This window comes from Pseudomonas sp. MDT1-16 (assembly GCF_054898115.1).
This window is the reverse complement of the sequence record NZ_CM142717.1, coordinates 2824951-2841498: the sequence shown is the minus strand read 5'-3', so window position 1 is coordinate 2841498 and position 16548 is coordinate 2824951. Positions and strand designations below refer to the sequence as shown.

At 57.9% G+C, this 16548-nt stretch carries 12 protein-coding genes and 4 pseudogenes; 9 read left to right on the top strand and 7 right to left on the bottom strand.

The window, feature by feature from the left end; translation table 11 throughout:
• The first annotated feature begins 191 nt into the window (after positions 1 to 191).
• The gene (locus ACYZT3_RS12960) at positions 192 to 1868 is read left to right on the top strand and encodes an MFS transporter (RefSeq protein WP_462032219.1); all 1677 of its coding nucleotides are present in this window, start codon (positions 192 to 194) and stop codon (positions 1866 to 1868) included.
• Between the two features lie 92 nt (positions 1869 to 1960).
• On the opposite strand, the pseudogene ACYZT3_RS12955 reads toward ACYZT3_RS12960, so the two are convergent.
• A pseudogene (locus ACYZT3_RS12955) lies at positions 1961 to 2068 on the bottom strand (GTP pyrophosphokinase); the annotation flags it as partial.
• Positions 2069 to 2198: 130 nt separating this feature from the next.
• Entirely contained in the window at positions 2199 to 2570 is a 372-nt protein-coding gene (locus tag ACYZT3_RS12950; protein WP_282381512.1) for a PH domain-containing protein, read from the bottom strand.
• Positions 2571 to 2769: 199 nt separating this feature from the next.
• Here ACYZT3_RS12950 and ACYZT3_RS12945 point away from each other — a divergent pair, with 199 nt between their 5' ends.
• On the top strand, positions 2770 to 3195 hold the full coding sequence (locus ACYZT3_RS12945) for a hypothetical protein (protein WP_282381514.1): 426 nt from the start codon (positions 2770 to 2772) through the stop codon (positions 3193 to 3195).
• Between the two features lie 4 nt (positions 3196 to 3199).
• Here ACYZT3_RS12945 and ACYZT3_RS12940 read toward each other — a convergent pair whose 3' ends face one another.
• Positions 3200 to 3673 (bottom strand): GNAT family N-acetyltransferase, encoded by a 474-nt coding sequence (locus tag ACYZT3_RS12940; RefSeq protein WP_462032218.1) that lies wholly within the window; start codon positions 3671 to 3673, stop codon positions 3200 to 3202.
• Positions 3674 to 3884: 211 nt separating this feature from the next.
• Here ACYZT3_RS12940 and ACYZT3_RS12935 point away from each other — a divergent pair, with 211 nt between their 5' ends.
• The gene (locus ACYZT3_RS12935; RefSeq protein ID WP_462032217.1) at positions 3885 to 4253 is read left to right on the top strand and encodes a DUF5064 family protein; all 369 of its coding nucleotides are present in this window, start codon (positions 3885 to 3887) and stop codon (positions 4251 to 4253) included.
• A gap of 16 nt (positions 4254 to 4269) precedes the next feature.
• Here the strand turns inward: ACYZT3_RS12935 and ACYZT3_RS12930 are convergent, their stop codons facing one another.
• The 4 genes and pseudogenes from ACYZT3_RS12930 to ACYZT3_RS12915 form a co-directional block, all read right to left on the bottom strand.
• Complete coding sequence (locus ACYZT3_RS12930) at positions 4270 to 6057, bottom strand: SulP family inorganic anion transporter (protein ID WP_282381518.1); 1788 nt, start codon at positions 6055 to 6057, stop codon at positions 4270 to 4272.
• A gap of 49 nt (positions 6058 to 6106) precedes the next feature.
• Positions 6107 to 6918, bottom strand: a pseudogene (gene ppk2 / locus ACYZT3_RS12925) (polyphosphate kinase 2).
• Between the two features lie 113 nt (positions 6919 to 7031).
• Positions 7032 to 9617 (bottom strand): bifunctional diguanylate cyclase/phosphodiesterase, encoded by a 2586-nt coding sequence (locus ACYZT3_RS12920; RefSeq protein ID WP_282381520.1) that lies wholly within the window; start codon positions 9615 to 9617, stop codon positions 7032 to 7034.
• A 189-nt stretch (positions 9618 to 9806) separates the two neighbouring features.
• A pseudogene (locus ACYZT3_RS12915) lies at positions 9807 to 10085 on the bottom strand (VOC family protein); the annotation flags it as partial.
• Between the two features lie 221 nt (positions 10086 to 10306).
• On the opposite strand from ACYZT3_RS12915, the pseudogene ACYZT3_RS12910 reads away from it, so the two are divergent.
• The 6 genes and pseudogenes from ACYZT3_RS12910 to ACYZT3_RS12885 form a co-directional block, all read left to right on the top strand.
• Positions 10307 to 10780, top strand: a pseudogene (locus ACYZT3_RS12910) (GrpB family protein); the annotation flags it as partial.
• A 377-nt stretch (positions 10781 to 11157) separates the two neighbouring features.
• On the top strand, positions 11158 to 12468 hold the full coding sequence (locus ACYZT3_RS12905) for a flavin-containing monooxygenase (protein ID WP_462032216.1): 1311 nt from the start codon (positions 11158 to 11160) through the stop codon (positions 12466 to 12468).
• A 19-nt stretch (positions 12469 to 12487) separates the two neighbouring features.
• On the top strand, positions 12488 to 12904 hold the full coding sequence (locus tag ACYZT3_RS12900; RefSeq protein ID WP_201202981.1) for a RidA family protein: 417 nt from the start codon (positions 12488 to 12490) through the stop codon (positions 12902 to 12904).
• 157 nt (positions 12905 to 13061) lie between these two features.
• Positions 13062 to 13739, top strand: a complete 678-nt coding sequence (locus ACYZT3_RS12895) for a DUF1028 domain-containing protein (RefSeq protein ID WP_462032215.1) — start codon at positions 13062 to 13064, stop codon at positions 13737 to 13739.
• A complete protein-coding gene (argE, locus tag ACYZT3_RS12890) occupies positions 13736 to 14887 on the top strand; it encodes an acetylornithine deacetylase (protein ID WP_282381529.1) in 1152 nt (383 codons plus the stop codon). Before ACYZT3_RS12895 ends, argE begins: the two co-directional genes overlap by 4 nt.
• Positions 14888 to 15559: 672 nt before the next feature.
• Positions 15560 to 15853: a fructose-bisphosphate aldolase gene (locus ACYZT3_RS12885; protein WP_282381531.1), complete on the top strand. Its 294-nt coding sequence runs from the start codon at positions 15560 to 15562 to the stop codon at positions 15851 to 15853.
• The last annotated feature ends 695 nt before the right edge of the window (positions 15854 to 16548 follow it).

Sequence of the window (16548 nt, the reverse complement as noted above, 5' to 3'; positions counted from 1 at the left end):
AAGCGTGATGACGAGTGGATATCTGCGCGAAGCCAATTATGCTTCAAGAAACCTTGCAGCGATGCGAGGCCGTCAGCCTGTGTGCATGCTTCGCGCAATTCGTCATCGACGACATCAGCCCCAGGGCCTGGGTGCGGCAAAAAGGTAGTGAGGTACTCCGGCCTACAACAAGAGCAAGACGGAGAAGACTCATGGCCGCAATCGACAACACTCCCACGGGCAGCGCGCCCCGCCACGGGATGACCAAGGAGGAGCGCAAGGTTATTTTCGCTTCGTCTCTGGGCACCGTGTTCGAGTGGTACGACTTCTACCTTTACGGCTCTCTCGCCGCGATTATTGCGAAGCACTTCTTCGCCGGCGTCAATGAGACGACGTCCTTCATCTTCGCGCTGCTCGCATTCGCCGCGGGGTTCGCCGTACGCCCCTTCGGCGCCATCGTGTTCGGCCGACTGGGCGACATGATCGGGCGCAAGCACACCTTTCTCATCACCATTGTGATCATGGGTATCTCCACGGCCATCGTGGGCTTTTTGCCCGGCTATGCGACCATCGGCGTGGCGGCGCCGATCATCCTGATCACCCTGCGCCTGCTGCAAGGCTTGGCCCTGGGCGGTGAGTATGGCGGCGCGGCGACTTACGTGGCCGAACACGCGCCGAAAGGCAAGCGCGGCTACTTCACCTCGTGGATCCAGACCACCGCGACCCTCGGCCTGTTCCTTTCGCTGTTGGTGATCCTCGCCTGCCGCACCATCCTCGGCACCGAAACCTTCGAGGCCTGGGGCTGGCGGATTCCCTTCCTGCTGTCGATCCTGCTGCTGATTGTCTCGGTGTACATCCGCCTGCAACTCAGCGAGTCGCCGGTGTTCTTGAAGATGAAAGCCGAAGGCAAGTCATCCAAGGCGCCGCTGACCGAATCCTTCGCCCGCTGGGACAATCTCAAGATCGTGATCATGGCCCTGCTCGGCGGCACTGCCGGCCAGGCCGTCGTCTGGTACACCGGGCAGTTCTATGCGCTGTTCTTCCTGCTGCAGACGCTGAAGATCGACCCGCAGACCGCCAACTTGCTGATTGCCGGCTCCCTGCTGATCGGCACGCCGTTCTTCGTCATATTCGGCAGCCTATCCGACCGCATCGGCCGCAAAGGGATCATCATGGCCGGCTGCATTATCGCGGCGCTGACTTACTTCCCGATCTTCCATGCGTTGACCCAATACGGAAACCCCGACGTGTTCATCGCGCAGGAGAAGAACCCGGTCACGGTGGTCGCCGATCCCAGCCAGTGCTCGTTCCAGTTCGACCCGGTGGGCAAGGCCAAATTCACCAGCTCCTGCGACCTCGCCAAGACGGTGCTGGCGAAGAGGGCCATCCCCTACAAGAACGAGAAAGCTGAGCCTGGCGCCGTCGCGCAGGTCCGCATCGGCGACAAGGTGATCCCGAGTTTCGAGGGCACCGGCATGCCGGCCGCCGACTTCAAAGCCAAGAACGACGCCTTCGCCGCCACCCTCGGCACCGCCCTCAAGGACGCCGGCTACCCCGAGAAGGCCGACCCGGCCAAGACCAACTATCCGATGGTGCTGCTGCTCCTGACCATCCTGGTGATCTACGTGACCATGGTCTACGGCCCGATCGCCGCCTGGCTGGTGGAGCTCTTCCCGGCGCGCATCCGCTACACCTCGATGTCGCTGCCGTACCACATCGGCAATGGATGGTTCGGCGGCTTTCTGCCCACGGTGGCATTTGCCATGGTCGCGGCCACGGGTGATATCTACTACGGGCTGTGGTACCCCATCGTCATCGCCGTAATGACGGCCATTCTTGGCACGTTCTTCCTGCCGGAAACCAAGGATCGGGAAATTCATCACACCTAGGCAGGCACCCGCCCTCTCCCGCAGGGGAGAGGGAAATGGGGACGGACGGAAATGGGGACCGGAAATGGGGACAGATCTATTTGTTCGGCCCGTTACGAGCGCAACACGCCAATCGCCCGTCGATACTTTTCAATATGCTCCAGGTCTTCCCACAACGGCTGCGCGATCCGCGACAAGTCGCTGTTTTCTTCCAGGTCCGCCGGGCGCGGTGGCGGCGATGGCAATGGCGCGTTCCAGTGTCTGGTGCATGTCGCTCTCCCTGGGTAATCGGCGTCCGCATTGCGACGAGGGGGTAAGCCTCCTCGACGCAATGCCCGTATAAATCCGGACTTAACCCAACAGATGCAGTGAGATGAGTTTCGAAATCTCGACCATCGACGTCTTCCCGGTGAATTCAAACTTCACTTTGCCCAGCGCCGAAAAGTAGATTTCCAGTTCAGAATCCAGGTCGAAGGTGCCCGAGGTTTCCACGGAGTAGGCGACGATGTTTTTGTAAGGCAGTGAGGTGAAGTCTTTTTTGCTGCCGGTGATGCCTTGTACATTGACCGCGATGATTCGTTTATTGGTAAACACCACGCCGTCGCGCATGGATTTGTAGGCATCAATGACGTGCTCGCCGTCCAGCAGCAGCGCGGTGACTCGCTCTGCATACTCGTTGTTTTGCTTGAGCTTGAAAAAGCCTTTGTTGTTGAAATCAATCATCCGCCATTCCTTTCCTTAAAGAGTGTTCCCTGGATTGCCAGCGCGTGGCGTGGTGAGCATACCATCGGGTTTTCGCTTTTTGCGCCCCCTCCCGCAGCGGGCCTATAAAACGAATTGAACCCCGCGCCTCATCGCGTTTTCGAAACCCTATAAGCGCGATTCTTGATCAAGTAAGGCGCCACTGGAGAGGAAATTCCCGATGAACAGTAGACTGCTGTTTCTGCTTGCCAGCCTGAGTCCCACCCTGGTCATGGCTGAAGGCTGTGACGTGCTGACCCGCTCTCAAAGCCCTTCCGTTCCGGTGGTGGAATCTCATAGCTGCTATGAGTACGAAGGCATGCCGGTGAACGCCATCGATTGGTCATGCAGCAACGAGAGTAAAGACATGCTGGCCAGCACCAAGAAAAAAGTCGAACAGTGCGCCGATCGTTATCAGGCCACGTGTATCGCGACGTTGACGCAAGAATCGCTGGCCAACCCTCACTCAACCAGCAAGGACAAGAACAGCAAATCGCTCAACATTCCCGACAATGCTCAAGTGACTACGTATTACTACAACGCTGAGCATTTGAGTCAGGCGAAGATTGATTGCGAGTCGGGCGGTGGTCACTGGAAAGCGAAGTAGCTGTTCAAGAACGCAACAGCCCCTTCATCATTGGAATGCAAGCGAGTTGCAGGCCGGAGGGCGACGGGTAAATAGCCGGCTGCTCACCGACGAAACCGCATCGCCGGTAGAACTGAGCAGCGTTCAACGTAGCGTCCAGTTTAACTTCCACCAGCCCCAAATCCCGTGCCAGACATTCAAGGTAATCCAGAATGCGCTTGCCAATGCCTCGCTGCATAAAGCCAGGCAGGACAAAAATCGCGCCGATTTCGCGCCTCTCCAGATCAAGCATTCCTGTCGCCACCGGTTCTCCCTGAATACACCCCAGATAAAAGTGTTTTTCCATCAGGTCGCAATATCCGTCCTCAGCGGCTCCTGCCGTCCAGACTTCCCGTTGCGCCGGGGTATAGGCGCCGATGCATTGATGCCGTATCGCTTGAAAGCGAATGTCGAATGCCGTCCGGCAATCACCGTGATGGGCTCGTTTAATCTCTAACATTTCAATCTCCGTTAGCCAGTGGCGGACGGAGTTGGTGGAGGGCTGGCTTGTCCAATGTGAAGCGGAGGTAGAAAGCACCAAGCGATCACCTAAGCTCTAAGGGGAGATTTGCGCTGCGACACATTGATAGCACCACACTATGGAACACGCTCCATTAATGCGATTCCATGAACTGGTAAAAAGTTAGCCATTAACCAAAAAGGAGCCTCCCATGTTCAAGCCCGGTCACCTGAATCGTACTAATACTCCTGGCATTCCCGGAGTCCCGGAATACAACATTGATGTCTTCTATGAAGTCCGCCGCGACCCCAAGGAAGGCATGCTGATGCACTTCAAAATGGTCGGAGAGGTATCAGGTAAAAGCTTCACTGAAGAATTCGATATGCACCGCGACACGGCCTTCAACTTTGCCAGCCGCGTGGCAAAGGCTGCGATCAAGCATGGAGTGCCGGCGAATGCCAGCCTCATCATGCGCGGGCACAAAGAATACGACGCGATGTACGAGGATATTCGCGACAACCTCGGCGTCAAACCGGGTGATCCAGTCAATCGGGATAACGCTGAGAACGACCGTCGCTGAGTGACTCCAATGCCACTTAACGCGCCTCGTCCTGTCGACCCGCCCCATCCACCGGATGGATCAAGAGATAGCTGTCGACTGCATCGTCTATGGTTGGAAAGAACGCCGTTTCGCCAAGCCGTGCGAAAAGACCGAATCGTTTCAACTTGTCCTTGACCGGGTCCTTCATCTCGGCCACGCACAACTTGATGCCCACGGCGTGCAAGGTGTCGTCCAGCTCAGCCAGCATGTCGGCAGAGGTCACGTCTACACTGGTGACGGGTTCCGCCGCAACGACCAACCAGCGCACTGGCGTAGGCGATGCCGCCACTGCGTCGAGCACTCGGTCATTGAACAGTTCGGCGTTGGCGAAAAACAACGGCGCATCCCAGCGAAACAGCACCAGGCCGGGTATAAGGCGCGCGTCAGGATAGCGCTGGGTGTCGTGATACCCCTTGACGCCATCGGCCCGCCCCAGTACCGCGGAATATGGCCGCCAGCCATCCCACAGAAATTCGATGACGGCTATCACAATGGCCAGGCCGATACCCTCGATCGCACCCAGCACGGCTACGCCGACGGTGCAGACAATCGACAACCAGAACTCCCAGCGCTGGATACGATAAATACGTCGCAGGTCGGCGACTTCAATCAGGCCGATAGCCGACGCGATCACAACCGCTGCCAGTGCGCTGCTGGGTAAACTCTGCAACAGGTTCGGCGCCACCACCAACAGCAGTGCAACAGCCAACGCGCCAACAACGCCGGTCAACTGGGTTTTGGCGCCTGCGGCTTCGGCCACGGGGGTACGTGAAGAACTGCTACTGATTGGAAAGCCTTGGAAAAATCCAGCCGCCAGATTGGCAAAGCCGAGCCCTGCCATCTCGTGGTTCGGATCGACATAGGTACGGGTCCGTGCCGCATAGACACGAGAGAGCACGCTGGTATCGGCGAACGACACCAGGGCGACGGCGCAACCGCCGATGAGCACGGGGACAATATCGGCGCGGGTGATCCAAGGGATGGCGAACGCAGGTAAACCTTGTGGAAGAGCACCGAGGACCGACACACCCGCGCGTGCGGCAAGGTCCAGCACACCGACGGCAACGGTCGCACCTGCCACCGCGATCAAGATGCTCGGCACGCGCTTGTAGTCCTTGAGCAGCAGGATCACGGCCAAGGTGGCTGCGCCGATCATGAACGCGGTCCAGTTGGTCTTTCCTTCCATCACCGCGGTGACGATAGCCCCTATGTTTCTCAACGGGCCGTCGGACTCAATCGAAATACCGAAAAACTTGGGTAATTGGCTGATCAAAACCGTGAGCGCAATCCCGTTCATGTACCCGTAGCGGATCGGTTTGGAAAGCAACTCCGTAATGAAGCCCAAACGCATGATGCCCGCCAGGATGCACACGACTCCTGAAACGATCGCCATCATGCCCGCAAGGGCGACGGCGCGATGCGGGTCGCCGCCCGACAGAGGCAGGACGACAGCAAGGATAACGGCGGCCAATGAAGAATCCGGGCCCAGCACCAGAATCCGGCTAGGCCCGAACAATGCGTAAGCGACTAGCGGAACGATGGTCGCGTAGAGGCCATAGATGCCGGGTACGCCCGATGCCACGGCGTAGGCGATGCCGACGGGTACCAACATCGTGGTGAGCACCAGCCCGGCCATGATGTCGTGACGCAACCAGGCAACCTGGTATCCACGCAGTGTACGAAGTCCAGGAAGCCAGCGGCCCCAGCCGGTATCGTCGCCGGTATCCCGGCGTGCAATCCGGCCCGGTTCCGGGACGGGAGGCGAAGAATCCGAATGGCTCATAGGACTGTAGCCCTTTGGTGTACTGCGCAGATTCGCTTAAACGTGCCCGTCAGAATTTTTCGGGAACTCGTCGGTGCGGATAATCCGGGTCGCGATAGCCGCCTGGCTTCTGCCGTTTGGGCAGTATCACCTCCTCGCGTGCTACATCCTTGTACGGGATACGGCTGAGCAAATCGGTGATGATGTTAAGACGGGCCCGCCGCTTGTCGTTCGAGTTGGCCACCCGCCATGGGGCATGTTCGGTGTCGGTCGCCCTGAACATGTCGTCACGCGCGCGTGAATAGTCATACCAGCGGCTGTATGACTAAGATCCATTGGGGTTAGCTTCCAGATTTCGCGTCCGTCCTTGATGCGTGCCTCGAGCCGGCGGGTCTGCTCGTCTTCGCTGACTTCCAGCCAATACTTAAGCAGGATCACGCCCGAGTCGACGATTGCACGCTCCACGAGAGGCGTTGTCTTCATGAAACCGGCAACCTGCTCTTTAGTGCAGAACCCCATCACCCGCTCGACGCCCGCCCGGTTGTACCAACTACGATCGAAGATCACCACTTCACCAGCCGCGGGAAGGTAAGGCAGGTAACGCTGGACATACATCTGGCTTTTCTCTCGATCACTCGGCGCAGTTAGCGCCACCCCCCGAAAGACACGCGGGCTGATGCGTTCGGTGAGTGCCTTGATCGTCCCGCCCTTGCCCGCGCCATCGCGCCCCTCGAAGACGATACAGATCTTGATGCCCTTGGCTTTTACCCATTCCTGCCATTTGACCAGTTCGACGTGCAGGTGGCGCAGTTGTTCAAGATAATCCGTGTTCTTCAGTTTCAGGCTTTCACGCTTAGGGGCTTTCTTCTTGTCCTTTGCCATGACCAAGACCTCACCAATACCTCAACCCACTTCATTGTAGTTTGAAAAGACCTGCCACTCCTGTGGCGTCGAATTTCCACTACGGGGCTGAGATGGGAACAGTGTACTGCGCCTTAAACGCTGCTTTCGGCACCCGTGCTTTCTCTGACGCCCACCAAAGCGTTGAACGCGCAAGTATCGAGCGGCCGGCTCAAGAAATAGCCTTGACCTTCGTCACACGACACCGCTTTCAGCAACTTCAGATGCTCGGCTGTTTCAATGCCCTCTGCGGTAACGGTGAGCGATAACGCGCGGCCCAAGCCCACGATGGCCTGGATGATCGACTTGTCATCCTCGCTTTCACCCAGCCTGTTCAAAAAGCTGCGGTCTATTTTCAGGCCATCGAATGGGAAGGCGCGCAGGTAGCTCAGCGAAGAATATCCCGTTCCAAAGTCATCCATGGCTATGCGCACGCCGAGGCGTTTGAGCGTACGCATTATCTCAAGCGCGCCTTCAGCATCTTCGAGCATGACGTTTTCGGTAATTTCCAGCTCTACTCGGGCAGGATCGATTCCTGAGTCGAAGAGTATTTTCTGGAGGCGCTCTACCAAACTGCCTCGCTTGAATTCGATGGGCGAAAGGTTAACCGATACGAACAGACTTTCCGGCCATCGCGCGGCGTATCTGCAGGCGGTATCGATGACCCAGTTGCTCATGGAAAGAATCAGCCCGCTTTCTTCCGCAATGGGGATGAACGTGTCGGGTGATATCAAACCACGCTCAGGATGTTGCCACCGTACCAACGCCTCGGCACCGACCATCTGACCGTCAGCGATGCGATAGCGCGGTTGGAAATGCAACCGCAGCTCTCCGTGTTTGATCGCAAAACGCAGGTCGCTTTCCAAACGGCGGCGCTCAATGATCTTCGCGTTCATATCGCCCGCGTAAAAACGCCATGTATTGCGACCCCCGGCCTTGGCTTCGTACAACGCGATATCCGCATAGCGAAGCAGCTCAGTAGCCTCGCGAGCGTCATTTGGCGCCATTGCGATGCCAATACTGGCGCTGACGAACACTTCCTGCTCATCGATCTCTATAGGTCGCTCGATGGACTCGATCAGGCGGTGACATAGCGCCTCGACTTCTTCCTGGGAGCTCACATCGGTCAGGATCAGTACAAACTCATCACCCCCGACCCGGGCGACAAGGTCCCCGTGGCGCACGCAGCCAGCCAGGCGGCTCGATACTTCGCTAAGTACCCGATCACCTGCCGCATGCCCCAACAGGTCATTCACCGGCTTGAATCGATCCAGGTCCAGGCTGAGCATGACCAGAGGTTGTTTTACCGTTGGCAAAGCCTTGAGTTTACCGTCAAGAAACTCCTGAAGCCGTGTCCTGTTAGGCAACCCGGTCAGCGCGTCATGCTGTGAGAGAAATTCGATTCTTCGACGGGCTTCAACTTCCTCGGTGACGTCAGTTGCAGTACCCCGGAATCCTCCACCGGCCATTTCTCGCGCCGACAGACGCGTGATTCGCTCGTGGCCTTTAGTATCGACGTAGCGGCACTGAACACTGATATCCGGGCGACGGTTCGGGATGCTGAGCCACTGAGATAACGTGCCTGATTCGGTGCTCAGCAGATCATCCATCGCCGCACCAATCCAAGCATCCCTGGAGAGCCCTGTTACATCCCCAAATCGCTCGGATAGATAGGTGTAATGCCAATCAGCGTCTATTTCCCATACCCAGTCCGAGCTGGCTTCAACGACATCGCGAAAGCGCGCTTCGCTGGTGGCGAGGGCAGCCTGACTGCTTTGCAGTGATGTGTAGCTGGCGTCAAGCGCCTGTGCACCCGCGGTCGTGCGACGCAAGATGGCCCAGGTCATCAGCCACACCAAAAGCGCGGTGATGCCGATCAATGGCAACCCTAGTCCCAATAACCGCAGACCTGGCCTGGACGGACTCCAGTGCACACTACCGGCAGTACCGTTCTCGTCCAATGGAAAGACAGACGTTTTGCCGATTTCATCGGAAGTGGCGACGCGCAGGCCATTAACCCCGTAATCCCTGCCTATCGTCTCGAGTTTGACGCTGTCCAGAATGTCGACGAACATCAACACCGACGGCGACCTGTCATCAGGCACCACTGTCGGGTCAGTTCCCGTCGTAATCGCCGCTGCCGCGACCAAGGCTGGTACGCCTCCAACGACAATGAAGGCGGTTGTCGGCGTCTCTGTTTCCGCGCCTTCACGAGCCTTTACGAGAATCGCATCAATGGACTGCTCGAGCCACTCTTGGACTTCAACCGATTTCAACTCACCCTTGACCACAGAGTAAACAGTGCGATTGACGTCATTGATGACAAATACGCCCGGAAATCCAAAATCCGTGTAAAGCGTTGTCCCGACGTTTTGTCGTACGTACGCCCAGTCAGCGTCCATTTCAACATGCAGGTGCTTGTAAGCATCGCCCCAAAATGCGTAATCCTTGACGGTCGACCGCAGCGATTTTTCCAGCGATTGCATGGCCTTCTTCGTGTAGAAAGCACTTTCGACCTCCTCCGTTCGGTCTAAATCATGCGCAAGATAAACCAGTGAATAGCTGGCAAGGAAAAAAACGCCCGCCAAGAGACCCGCAAACTTGAACAGAGAAGCGCGTGCCAGCGATACGCTTGAACGATCGATCGATGTGCGGGGGATAGAAGGGAGATTGTTCGACATAGATTCCCGTTGGTCGTTGAGGCAAGTCGGCTGCATCTCAAGCTATCGGCTGCAGTTGCTGAAGGGTGAGTGACCATGTGTCTTCCCGGGCTTATCTCCCCGCTGCCGGCTACCGTTTCAGTTCAGTTCAGTCCAGTCCAGCGCTTAGCTTCAGCACCGGCATCATTCGACCTGCCTGAGCGCCCAGCCCCAAGCCGTGTTGGTTAACTCGGCTTGGTCGTCGGTTGCAACCTGGAACGAAAAAGCCTCGGTATACTTGAACGCGGAGCCGGCGTTCAGTCGGAGACAAGGGATGCCCATCACCGTGAACTCGACCGTCAAGACATCGCCCTGTTTGCCCGCCGGGTAATCGCCAGGGGCGCGATGGACAGCGCCGACAACGCTGTCCGGGAACGTCTCGGCGTAGAACGTCGCAGCGTCCAACGCGGTGCCGTCGTAGCAGAGACAAATCGTGTTTTTGCTGATCATCCTGGTTCTCCAAAATGGGGACTGGTGCGTGCATTTTAGCAGCGCAGTCAGCGGGTGCTTCAGCGCCCAAGTTCCTAATCTGCCAACTCCAGCAGCTGCCCCGCATTGGAGGCGATAACATCCCGGCCTCGCATGGATGCTGCCTGGCAGCGTGTGGATCGCGCACGCACAATCTCGCAGTTTCAACATTGTCAAGCCTGCGGATACAAGGAAGAAGCACCATGGCGCTAACTAGCAAGATTTCCCCCTATGACAGTCGCTGGCCCGCGCTCTTCCTAGGCGCCAAAGGGCAGATCGAGAAGGCGTTTGGCACTGAGCTTGTTGCCATCCATCATGTCGGCAGCACCGCCGTTCCCGAGCTCGCAGCCAAGCCAGAGATCGACCTCCTGGTCGAAGTGACGGAACATCGAAACGAACCCTCCCAAGACAATGTCATGCGTGGACTCGGGTACGCACGAGGCAGCGATCTATCGCCAGGTCACCACTTTTATCGTCGCGATGTTGAGGGTGTGCGAACTCATAAAGCCCACGTTTGTATCTCCGGCCACGGTCAAATCGAAAGAATGGTCCGCTTTCGTGATCTGCTAAGGGACGACCCTGTGATTCGCCAGCGGTATCAAGACTTGAAACTTGAGCTGGAAGCGAGCAACACCGGCGGCATCGGTGAATACTTGGCACAGAAGGCTCCCTTTATCGACGAGCTTATGGGGTCGATCTCGATTTTGGATAACGTTGATAAAGACCGTCGCCGAATACTCCAATGTCGCTTAGAGGTCCTCACCGACTTCCGCTCCATGCGGGAGGCGGCTGAGCAAATCGGCGAGGATGTTAAGGCGGGCCCGTCGCTTGTCGTTCTAGCGGTCCATTAGCCATGGGGTATGTTCGGAGGAGTGCTTCCGCTCGACCCGCCGACGAGCATGAAGCCGATGCCAGCGCCTAGCGCTCTGCATCAGTTATTTATACTCAAATGCCAGCTTAATAATATTTTACCGATACCCGGGTGATCCCTAGTCTTGACCCCAAGAAATGGCAGGCCGTTACCGACCTAAATCCAACTTCGAAGGGTATAGAGATGACCACTGAAAAAATAAAAACAGATACGCTGATTGTTGGCGCCGGTCAGGCTGGCGTGGCCATGAGTGAACACTTGAGCAAACTCGGCGTGCCGCACCTGGTACTGGAGCGCAATCGCATCGCCGAGCGCTGGCGCACCGGGCGGTGGGATTCTCTGGTGGCGAATGGTCCGGCCTGGCACGACCGTTTTCCCGGTCTTGAGTTCGACGACCTCAGCCCCGACGGCTTTGCCCCGAAAGAGCGGGTCGCCGACTATTTCGAAGCCTACGCCAAGAAATTCAACGCCCCCGTCCGCACCGGCGTGGACGTGCTGAAGGTTGAGCGCAATGTCGGTCGGCCGGGCTTCACCATCGAAACCTCTGAAGGCGTGATCGAGGCCAGCCGTGTGGTCGCCGCTACCGGGCCTTTCCAGCAGCCGGTGATCCCGCCCATCGCGCCGAAAGATCAGCCATTCCTGCAGATCCACTCGGCCGAATACCGCAATCCAGCGCAACTGCCTGAAGGGGGTGTTCTGGTCGTCGGCGCCGGTTCGTCGGGCGTGCAAATCGCCGATGAATTGCAGCGTGCCGGCAAGAAGGTTTACCTCTCGGTCGGCGCCCACGATCGCCCTCCCCGCGCTTATCGCAACCGTGATTTCTGCTGGTGGTTGGGTGTGCTCGGCGAGTGGGATCAGGCGGCCATGAAACCCGGTCGGGAACACGTGACCATCGCTGTCAGCGGTGCGCATGGCGGTCGGACGGTGGACTTTCGTGGTCTCGCCCATCGCGGCATGACACTCGTCGGTCTGACCCAATCGTTCAACGGCGCCGTGGCGACCTTCCAGTCGAACCTTGCCGACAACCTGGCGCGCGGCGATGAGAATTATCTGGCGTTGCTCAATGCCGCCGATGCCTACATCGAACGCAATGGCCTGGACCTGCCGGAAGAGCCTGAAGCCCGCCACACCTTCGCCGATCCGGAGTGTGTGACCCAGCCAATTCTGGAACTCGACCTGACCAAGGCCGGCGTGACTTCGATCATCTGGGCCACCGGTTTTGCTATGGATTACAGCTGGCTCAAGGTTGACGCCCTCGACGCCAATGGCAAGCCGCAGCATCAGCGCGGAGTATCGAGCGAACCTGGCGTGTATTTCCTCGGTCTGCCGTGGCAGTCGCGTCGTGGCTCTTCGTTCATCTGGGGCGTTTGGCACGATGCCAAATATGTGGCTGATCACATCGCCATCCAGCGTTCCTACCTCGACTACCACGATGCGGCGCAACGCGAGGCTGAATCCGCCCCGGTCGCCCATAAAACCACGGTCAGTGCTTAAGTCTTTTCAGGAGCTTCAAATGTCCACGCCAACCCATACCCGTATTCGCATGTTCAACACCAAAGAAACCTACCCGAACCAGAGCCTGGACAACGACCTGTGTCAGGCGGTCCGGGCCGGTAACACCGTTTATGTTCGCGGTCAGGTCGGCACTGATTTCGAGGGAAAACTGGTAGGCCTCGGTGATCCGCGCGCGCAAACCGAGCAAGCCATGCGCAACGTCAAACAGTTGTTGGAAGAGGCCGGCAGCGACCTTAGCCACATCGTGAAAACCACCACTTACCTGATCGATCCGCGTTACCGCGAGCCGGTGTATCAGGAAGTGGGCAAATGGTTGAAAGGCGTGTTTCCGATTTCGACCGGGTTGGTGGTTTCAGCGTTGGGGCAGCCGCAGTGGTTGATGGAGATTGATGTGATTGCGGTGATTCCTGAGTAAGGAAGTAAGACCGAGGCGCGGCCTTCGCGAGCAAGCTTCGCTCCTACAGTAGATCCCCATTTCATGGACGACCCCGACCATCTGTAGGAGCGAAGCTTGCTCGCGAAGGGGCCCGCACAAACACCCACATCGCCAAGGCTCAACAAGGAGCAAAACCATGACCTTCTCCATCGCCGCCCGTTGCCCCGAAACCGGTCAGTTCGGCATTGCGATCAGTTCCTCGAGCATCGCCGTCGGCGCCCGTTGCCCTTGGCTGCTGCCGGGTGTTGGTGCCGTCTCCACACAAAACATCACCTTGCCGTCACTCGGCCCGGAAGTCCTTGCCCTCATGGAGCAAGGCCTCGCGCCTGCTGAAGCACTGGACAAAGTCCTGACCCGAAACGGCTACAGCCAATATCGCCAGATCACCGCGATTGACCATCTCGGCCGCACCGCGCATCTCAGCGGCTCGCAAACCTTGGGCAACCACAACGCCGTGTCAGGCGAGCAATGCGTGGCCGCCGGCAACATGCTGGCGGATCGGTCGGTGATCGAGGCCATGGTCGAGGCATTCGAACATGGCGAGGGTCAACTGACCGACCGCTTGCTGGCGGCAATGAAAGCGGCCATCGCGGCGGGCGGCGAAGCCGGGCCGGTGCATTCGGCGGCGGTGGTGGTGGTCGGCGAGTTGACCTGGCCGATCGTCAACCTGCGGGTGGATTGGGCGGATCACGACCCGATCGGCCAGCTTGAGAAACTCTGGGACGCCTATCGCCCACAGGTTCAGGACTACATCGACCGCGCCCTGGCCCCCGACAAGTCGCCTAGCTACGGTGTCGCCGGAGACGACCGATGAGCAACAGCCTCGATTTGCTGAAAACGTTGGTGGCGTTCGACACCACGAGCCGCGAATCAAACCTGCACCTCATCGAGTTCGTCCGCGACTACCTCGAACGCTTCGATGTGCCTTGCGAACTGGTCTACAACGAGCAGCGCAGCAAGGCCAACCTGTTGGCGACCATTGGCCCGGCGGATCGGCCGGGCATTGTGCTGTCGGGGCACACCGACGTGGTGCCCGTCGACGGCCAGTCGTGGACGGTTGCGCCGTTTAAACTCACCGAGCGTGACGGCAAGCTGTACGGCCGCGGCACGGCAGACATGAAAGGCTACATCGCCTGCGTACTCGCTCTCGTTCCCTCCTTGGTGAGTGCGTCGCTGCGGCTTCCGGTGCACATCGCGCTGTCCTATGATGAGGAAGTCGGTTGTCTGGGTGTGCGCTCGTTGCTGGTGGAGTTGGAGCAGCGCCCGGTCAAACCAATGCTCTGCATCATTGGCGAGCCGACCGAGCTCAAACCGGTGCTCGGCCATAAGGGCAAACTGGCGATGCGTTGCGATATTCACGGTGAAGCCTGCCATTCGGCGTACGCACCGCTCGGGGTCAATGCGATTGAATACGCCGCCGAACTGATCGGTGAGTTGGGACAGATTGGCCACCGACTCAAAGCGCCTGAGTATCACGATGCTCGTTTCGATCCGCCGTTCAGCACCGTGCAAACCGGCGTGATTTCCGGTGGCAAGGCGTTGAACATCGTCCCCGCCGATTGCCGCTTCGATTTTGAGATCCGCGCCCTGCCCTCGCATGATCCTGTTCTTGTTGCGCAGGAACTGAAGGCCTACGCCGAGCAGCGAGTACTGCCCCGCATGCGCGCCGTGAGTGAGCAGAGCGAGATCCGCTTTAGCGAGTTGTCGGCTTACCCCGGTTTGGCGACCGGTGCTCACAGCGAAGCGGCTGAGTTGATCGCCGCTTTTTCGGGCTCTCGGGAGTTTGGCACCGTGGCCTTCGGCACCGAGGGCGGCCTTTTCAACGCAGCAGGTATTCCGACCGTGGTTTGCGGCCCCGGCAGCATGGATCAGGGCCATAAACCGGATGAGTTTGTCAGCCTTGATCAACTGAACGGCTGCGATGAAATGCTGCGGCGAATGCTGCTATCAATCAGCGAATAACGAAGATTTTGAATACCCCTAAATCCCTGTGAGAGCGGGCTTGCTCGCGATGAGGCCATGACATTCAACATCCATGTCGACTGTCACACCTTTCGCGAGCAAGCCCGTTTTCGCTTTGCCCGCCATCCCCACAAAGCTCCCAAATTTAATGAACCCCGCCCACACCTGCCCACCTAACTGAATGACCCTGAGCATCCGATTTTATAAACCTGACGCCCGAAAATCGTGTAGGAATTTACCTTTAGTGGCGAGGGAGCTTGCCCCCGTTGGGCAGCGAAGCGGCCCCAAAACCTGCCCTCCATTTCTCACGGCACTCCGCACCTCCCGGAATGCCGCGAAACGCCCGCAAACAGTGGCAATCAGCCTTGCCACAACGACCGCAAAAGCGTCCTACAGCCCGGTTGTGAGCACCAAAATGGACGCCTATATTCGACCCGTCGCTAACCGCAGTTAGTGACAGGGTTTCGCAGCCCTCTAGATTGACACCAAAGTACCGTAAGGCATGATGCAGCCGCTTCTGGTTGCATTAGTTTTATGGCGGTTGTGCGTGGGAGACCCTCGGGTCTGCCGGGTTTTTGGTGTGGGTCTCCGGTCTGCGAACCCGCGCACAGCTGCCACCCATTTGTTTCGCAGCAGAAAGGTGGCAATTCTTCTTTTGTGAGGATTTACACCATGTCGACTCAACACCCGTCCCGCCGCTTCACCCCCATGTCCCAATTCGCCACCGACTACCCCGTCCTGCTCATCGACAGCGACGCCCCGCTACGCGAACTCCACAACTGCGTCAGCGAGCGCCTCAATGCCGTCCTCAAATACTTGCATCTGATGGCCTGCACCAGCCTGCCGGACTACGCCGAGAACGATATCAACACCGTCACCAACATCGCCCGGATCATGGTCCAGGATGTGAGTGATGTGTTTCGGATGATTGAGCAGCGTGGGTTTGATACCTCCAAAGGCCAATGATCGAATTTCAACCCAAAAAAACCCGCATTGATGCGGGTTTTTATTACTTGATCATGTGCTGTAGTTCTAGCTTTTGATCTGGGGGGGCTAGATTCAGATGATTGTGACAGGCAGCAATCGGCCAAAAGCGGACGGTTCCCGAAAAACATCATTGAAAGCATTTTGCTACTATCGGGCGCTCTTACCCATTAGCGCGACGTAAATCTTAGGTTCTTCCATGTTGAACAGAAGCGACTTTGATCAACTCTCCAGTGAGCAACTGACTTTTTGTGCGTAATTGCATGGACTTGACCACTCATTTGCATTGCCACTGACCAGTCAATTGCATTCGACTTGACCAGTGAGGCCGAGAGTGATCGTTATGCTGTAGGTAGCCTGAATGAACAAGGGCTTAGGTGTGACAGAGAACCTTAACAGCCGCTTAGTCCACCTGATTCAGTCCTCGTTGCAGCGATTGGTGTTATCCGCTGTCGCAGAGGACGGAGGTGAGGTTAGGTCAACCCGGCGATCGCGAGTCGAAGGACCAGCGTCGGCATGGCTCATGGGTACGGCGCCATCGGGCGCGTAGTTCGGGTGGTACGTCGGGTCCCGCGTCCCCCTGTGGTCGGGACGAGCCCGAGTGAAATAGCTCGTGCTGCCCACGGGGGACACTGGGCTGTCAGATCAACGCGAGAGATCCGGCCCGGCGTCCGGCC

Coding starts and splice junctions, on each gene's coding strand:
- ACYZT3_RS12960 (WP_462032219.1), top strand. CDS start 192: ATGGCCGCAATCGACAACACTCCCACGGGCAGCGCGCCCCGCCACGGG.
- ACYZT3_RS12950 (WP_282381512.1), bottom strand. CDS start 2,570: ATGATTGATTTCAACAACAAAGGCTTTTTCAAGCTCAAGCAAAACAAC.
- ACYZT3_RS12945 (WP_282381514.1), top strand. CDS start 2,770: ATGAACAGTAGACTGCTGTTTCTGCTTGCCAGCCTGAGTCCCACCCTG.
- ACYZT3_RS12940 (WP_462032218.1), bottom strand. CDS start 3,673: ATGTTAGAGATTAAACGAGCCCATCACGGTGATTGCCGGACGGCATTC.
- ACYZT3_RS12935 (WP_462032217.1), top strand. CDS start 3,885: ATGTTCAAGCCCGGTCACCTGAATCGTACTAATACTCCTGGCATTCCC.
- ACYZT3_RS12930 (WP_282381518.1), bottom strand. CDS start 6,057: ATGAGCCATTCGGATTCTTCGCCTCCCGTCCCGGAACCGGGCCGGATT.
- ACYZT3_RS12920 (WP_282381520.1), bottom strand. CDS start 9,617: ATGTCGAACAATCTCCCTTCTATCCCCCGCACATCGATCGATCGTTCA.
- ACYZT3_RS12905 (WP_462032216.1), top strand. CDS start 11,158: ATGACCACTGAAAAAATAAAAACAGATACGCTGATTGTTGGCGCCGGT.
- ACYZT3_RS12900 (WP_201202981.1), top strand. CDS start 12,488: ATGTCCACGCCAACCCATACCCGTATTCGCATGTTCAACACCAAAGAA.
- ACYZT3_RS12895 (WP_462032215.1), top strand. CDS start 13,062: ATGACCTTCTCCATCGCCGCCCGTTGCCCCGAAACCGGTCAGTTCGGC.
- argE (WP_282381529.1), top strand. CDS start 13,736: ATGAGCAACAGCCTCGATTTGCTGAAAACGTTGGTGGCGTTCGACACC.
- ACYZT3_RS12885 (WP_282381531.1), top strand. CDS start 15,560: ATGTCGACTCAACACCCGTCCCGCCGCTTCACCCCCATGTCCCAATTC.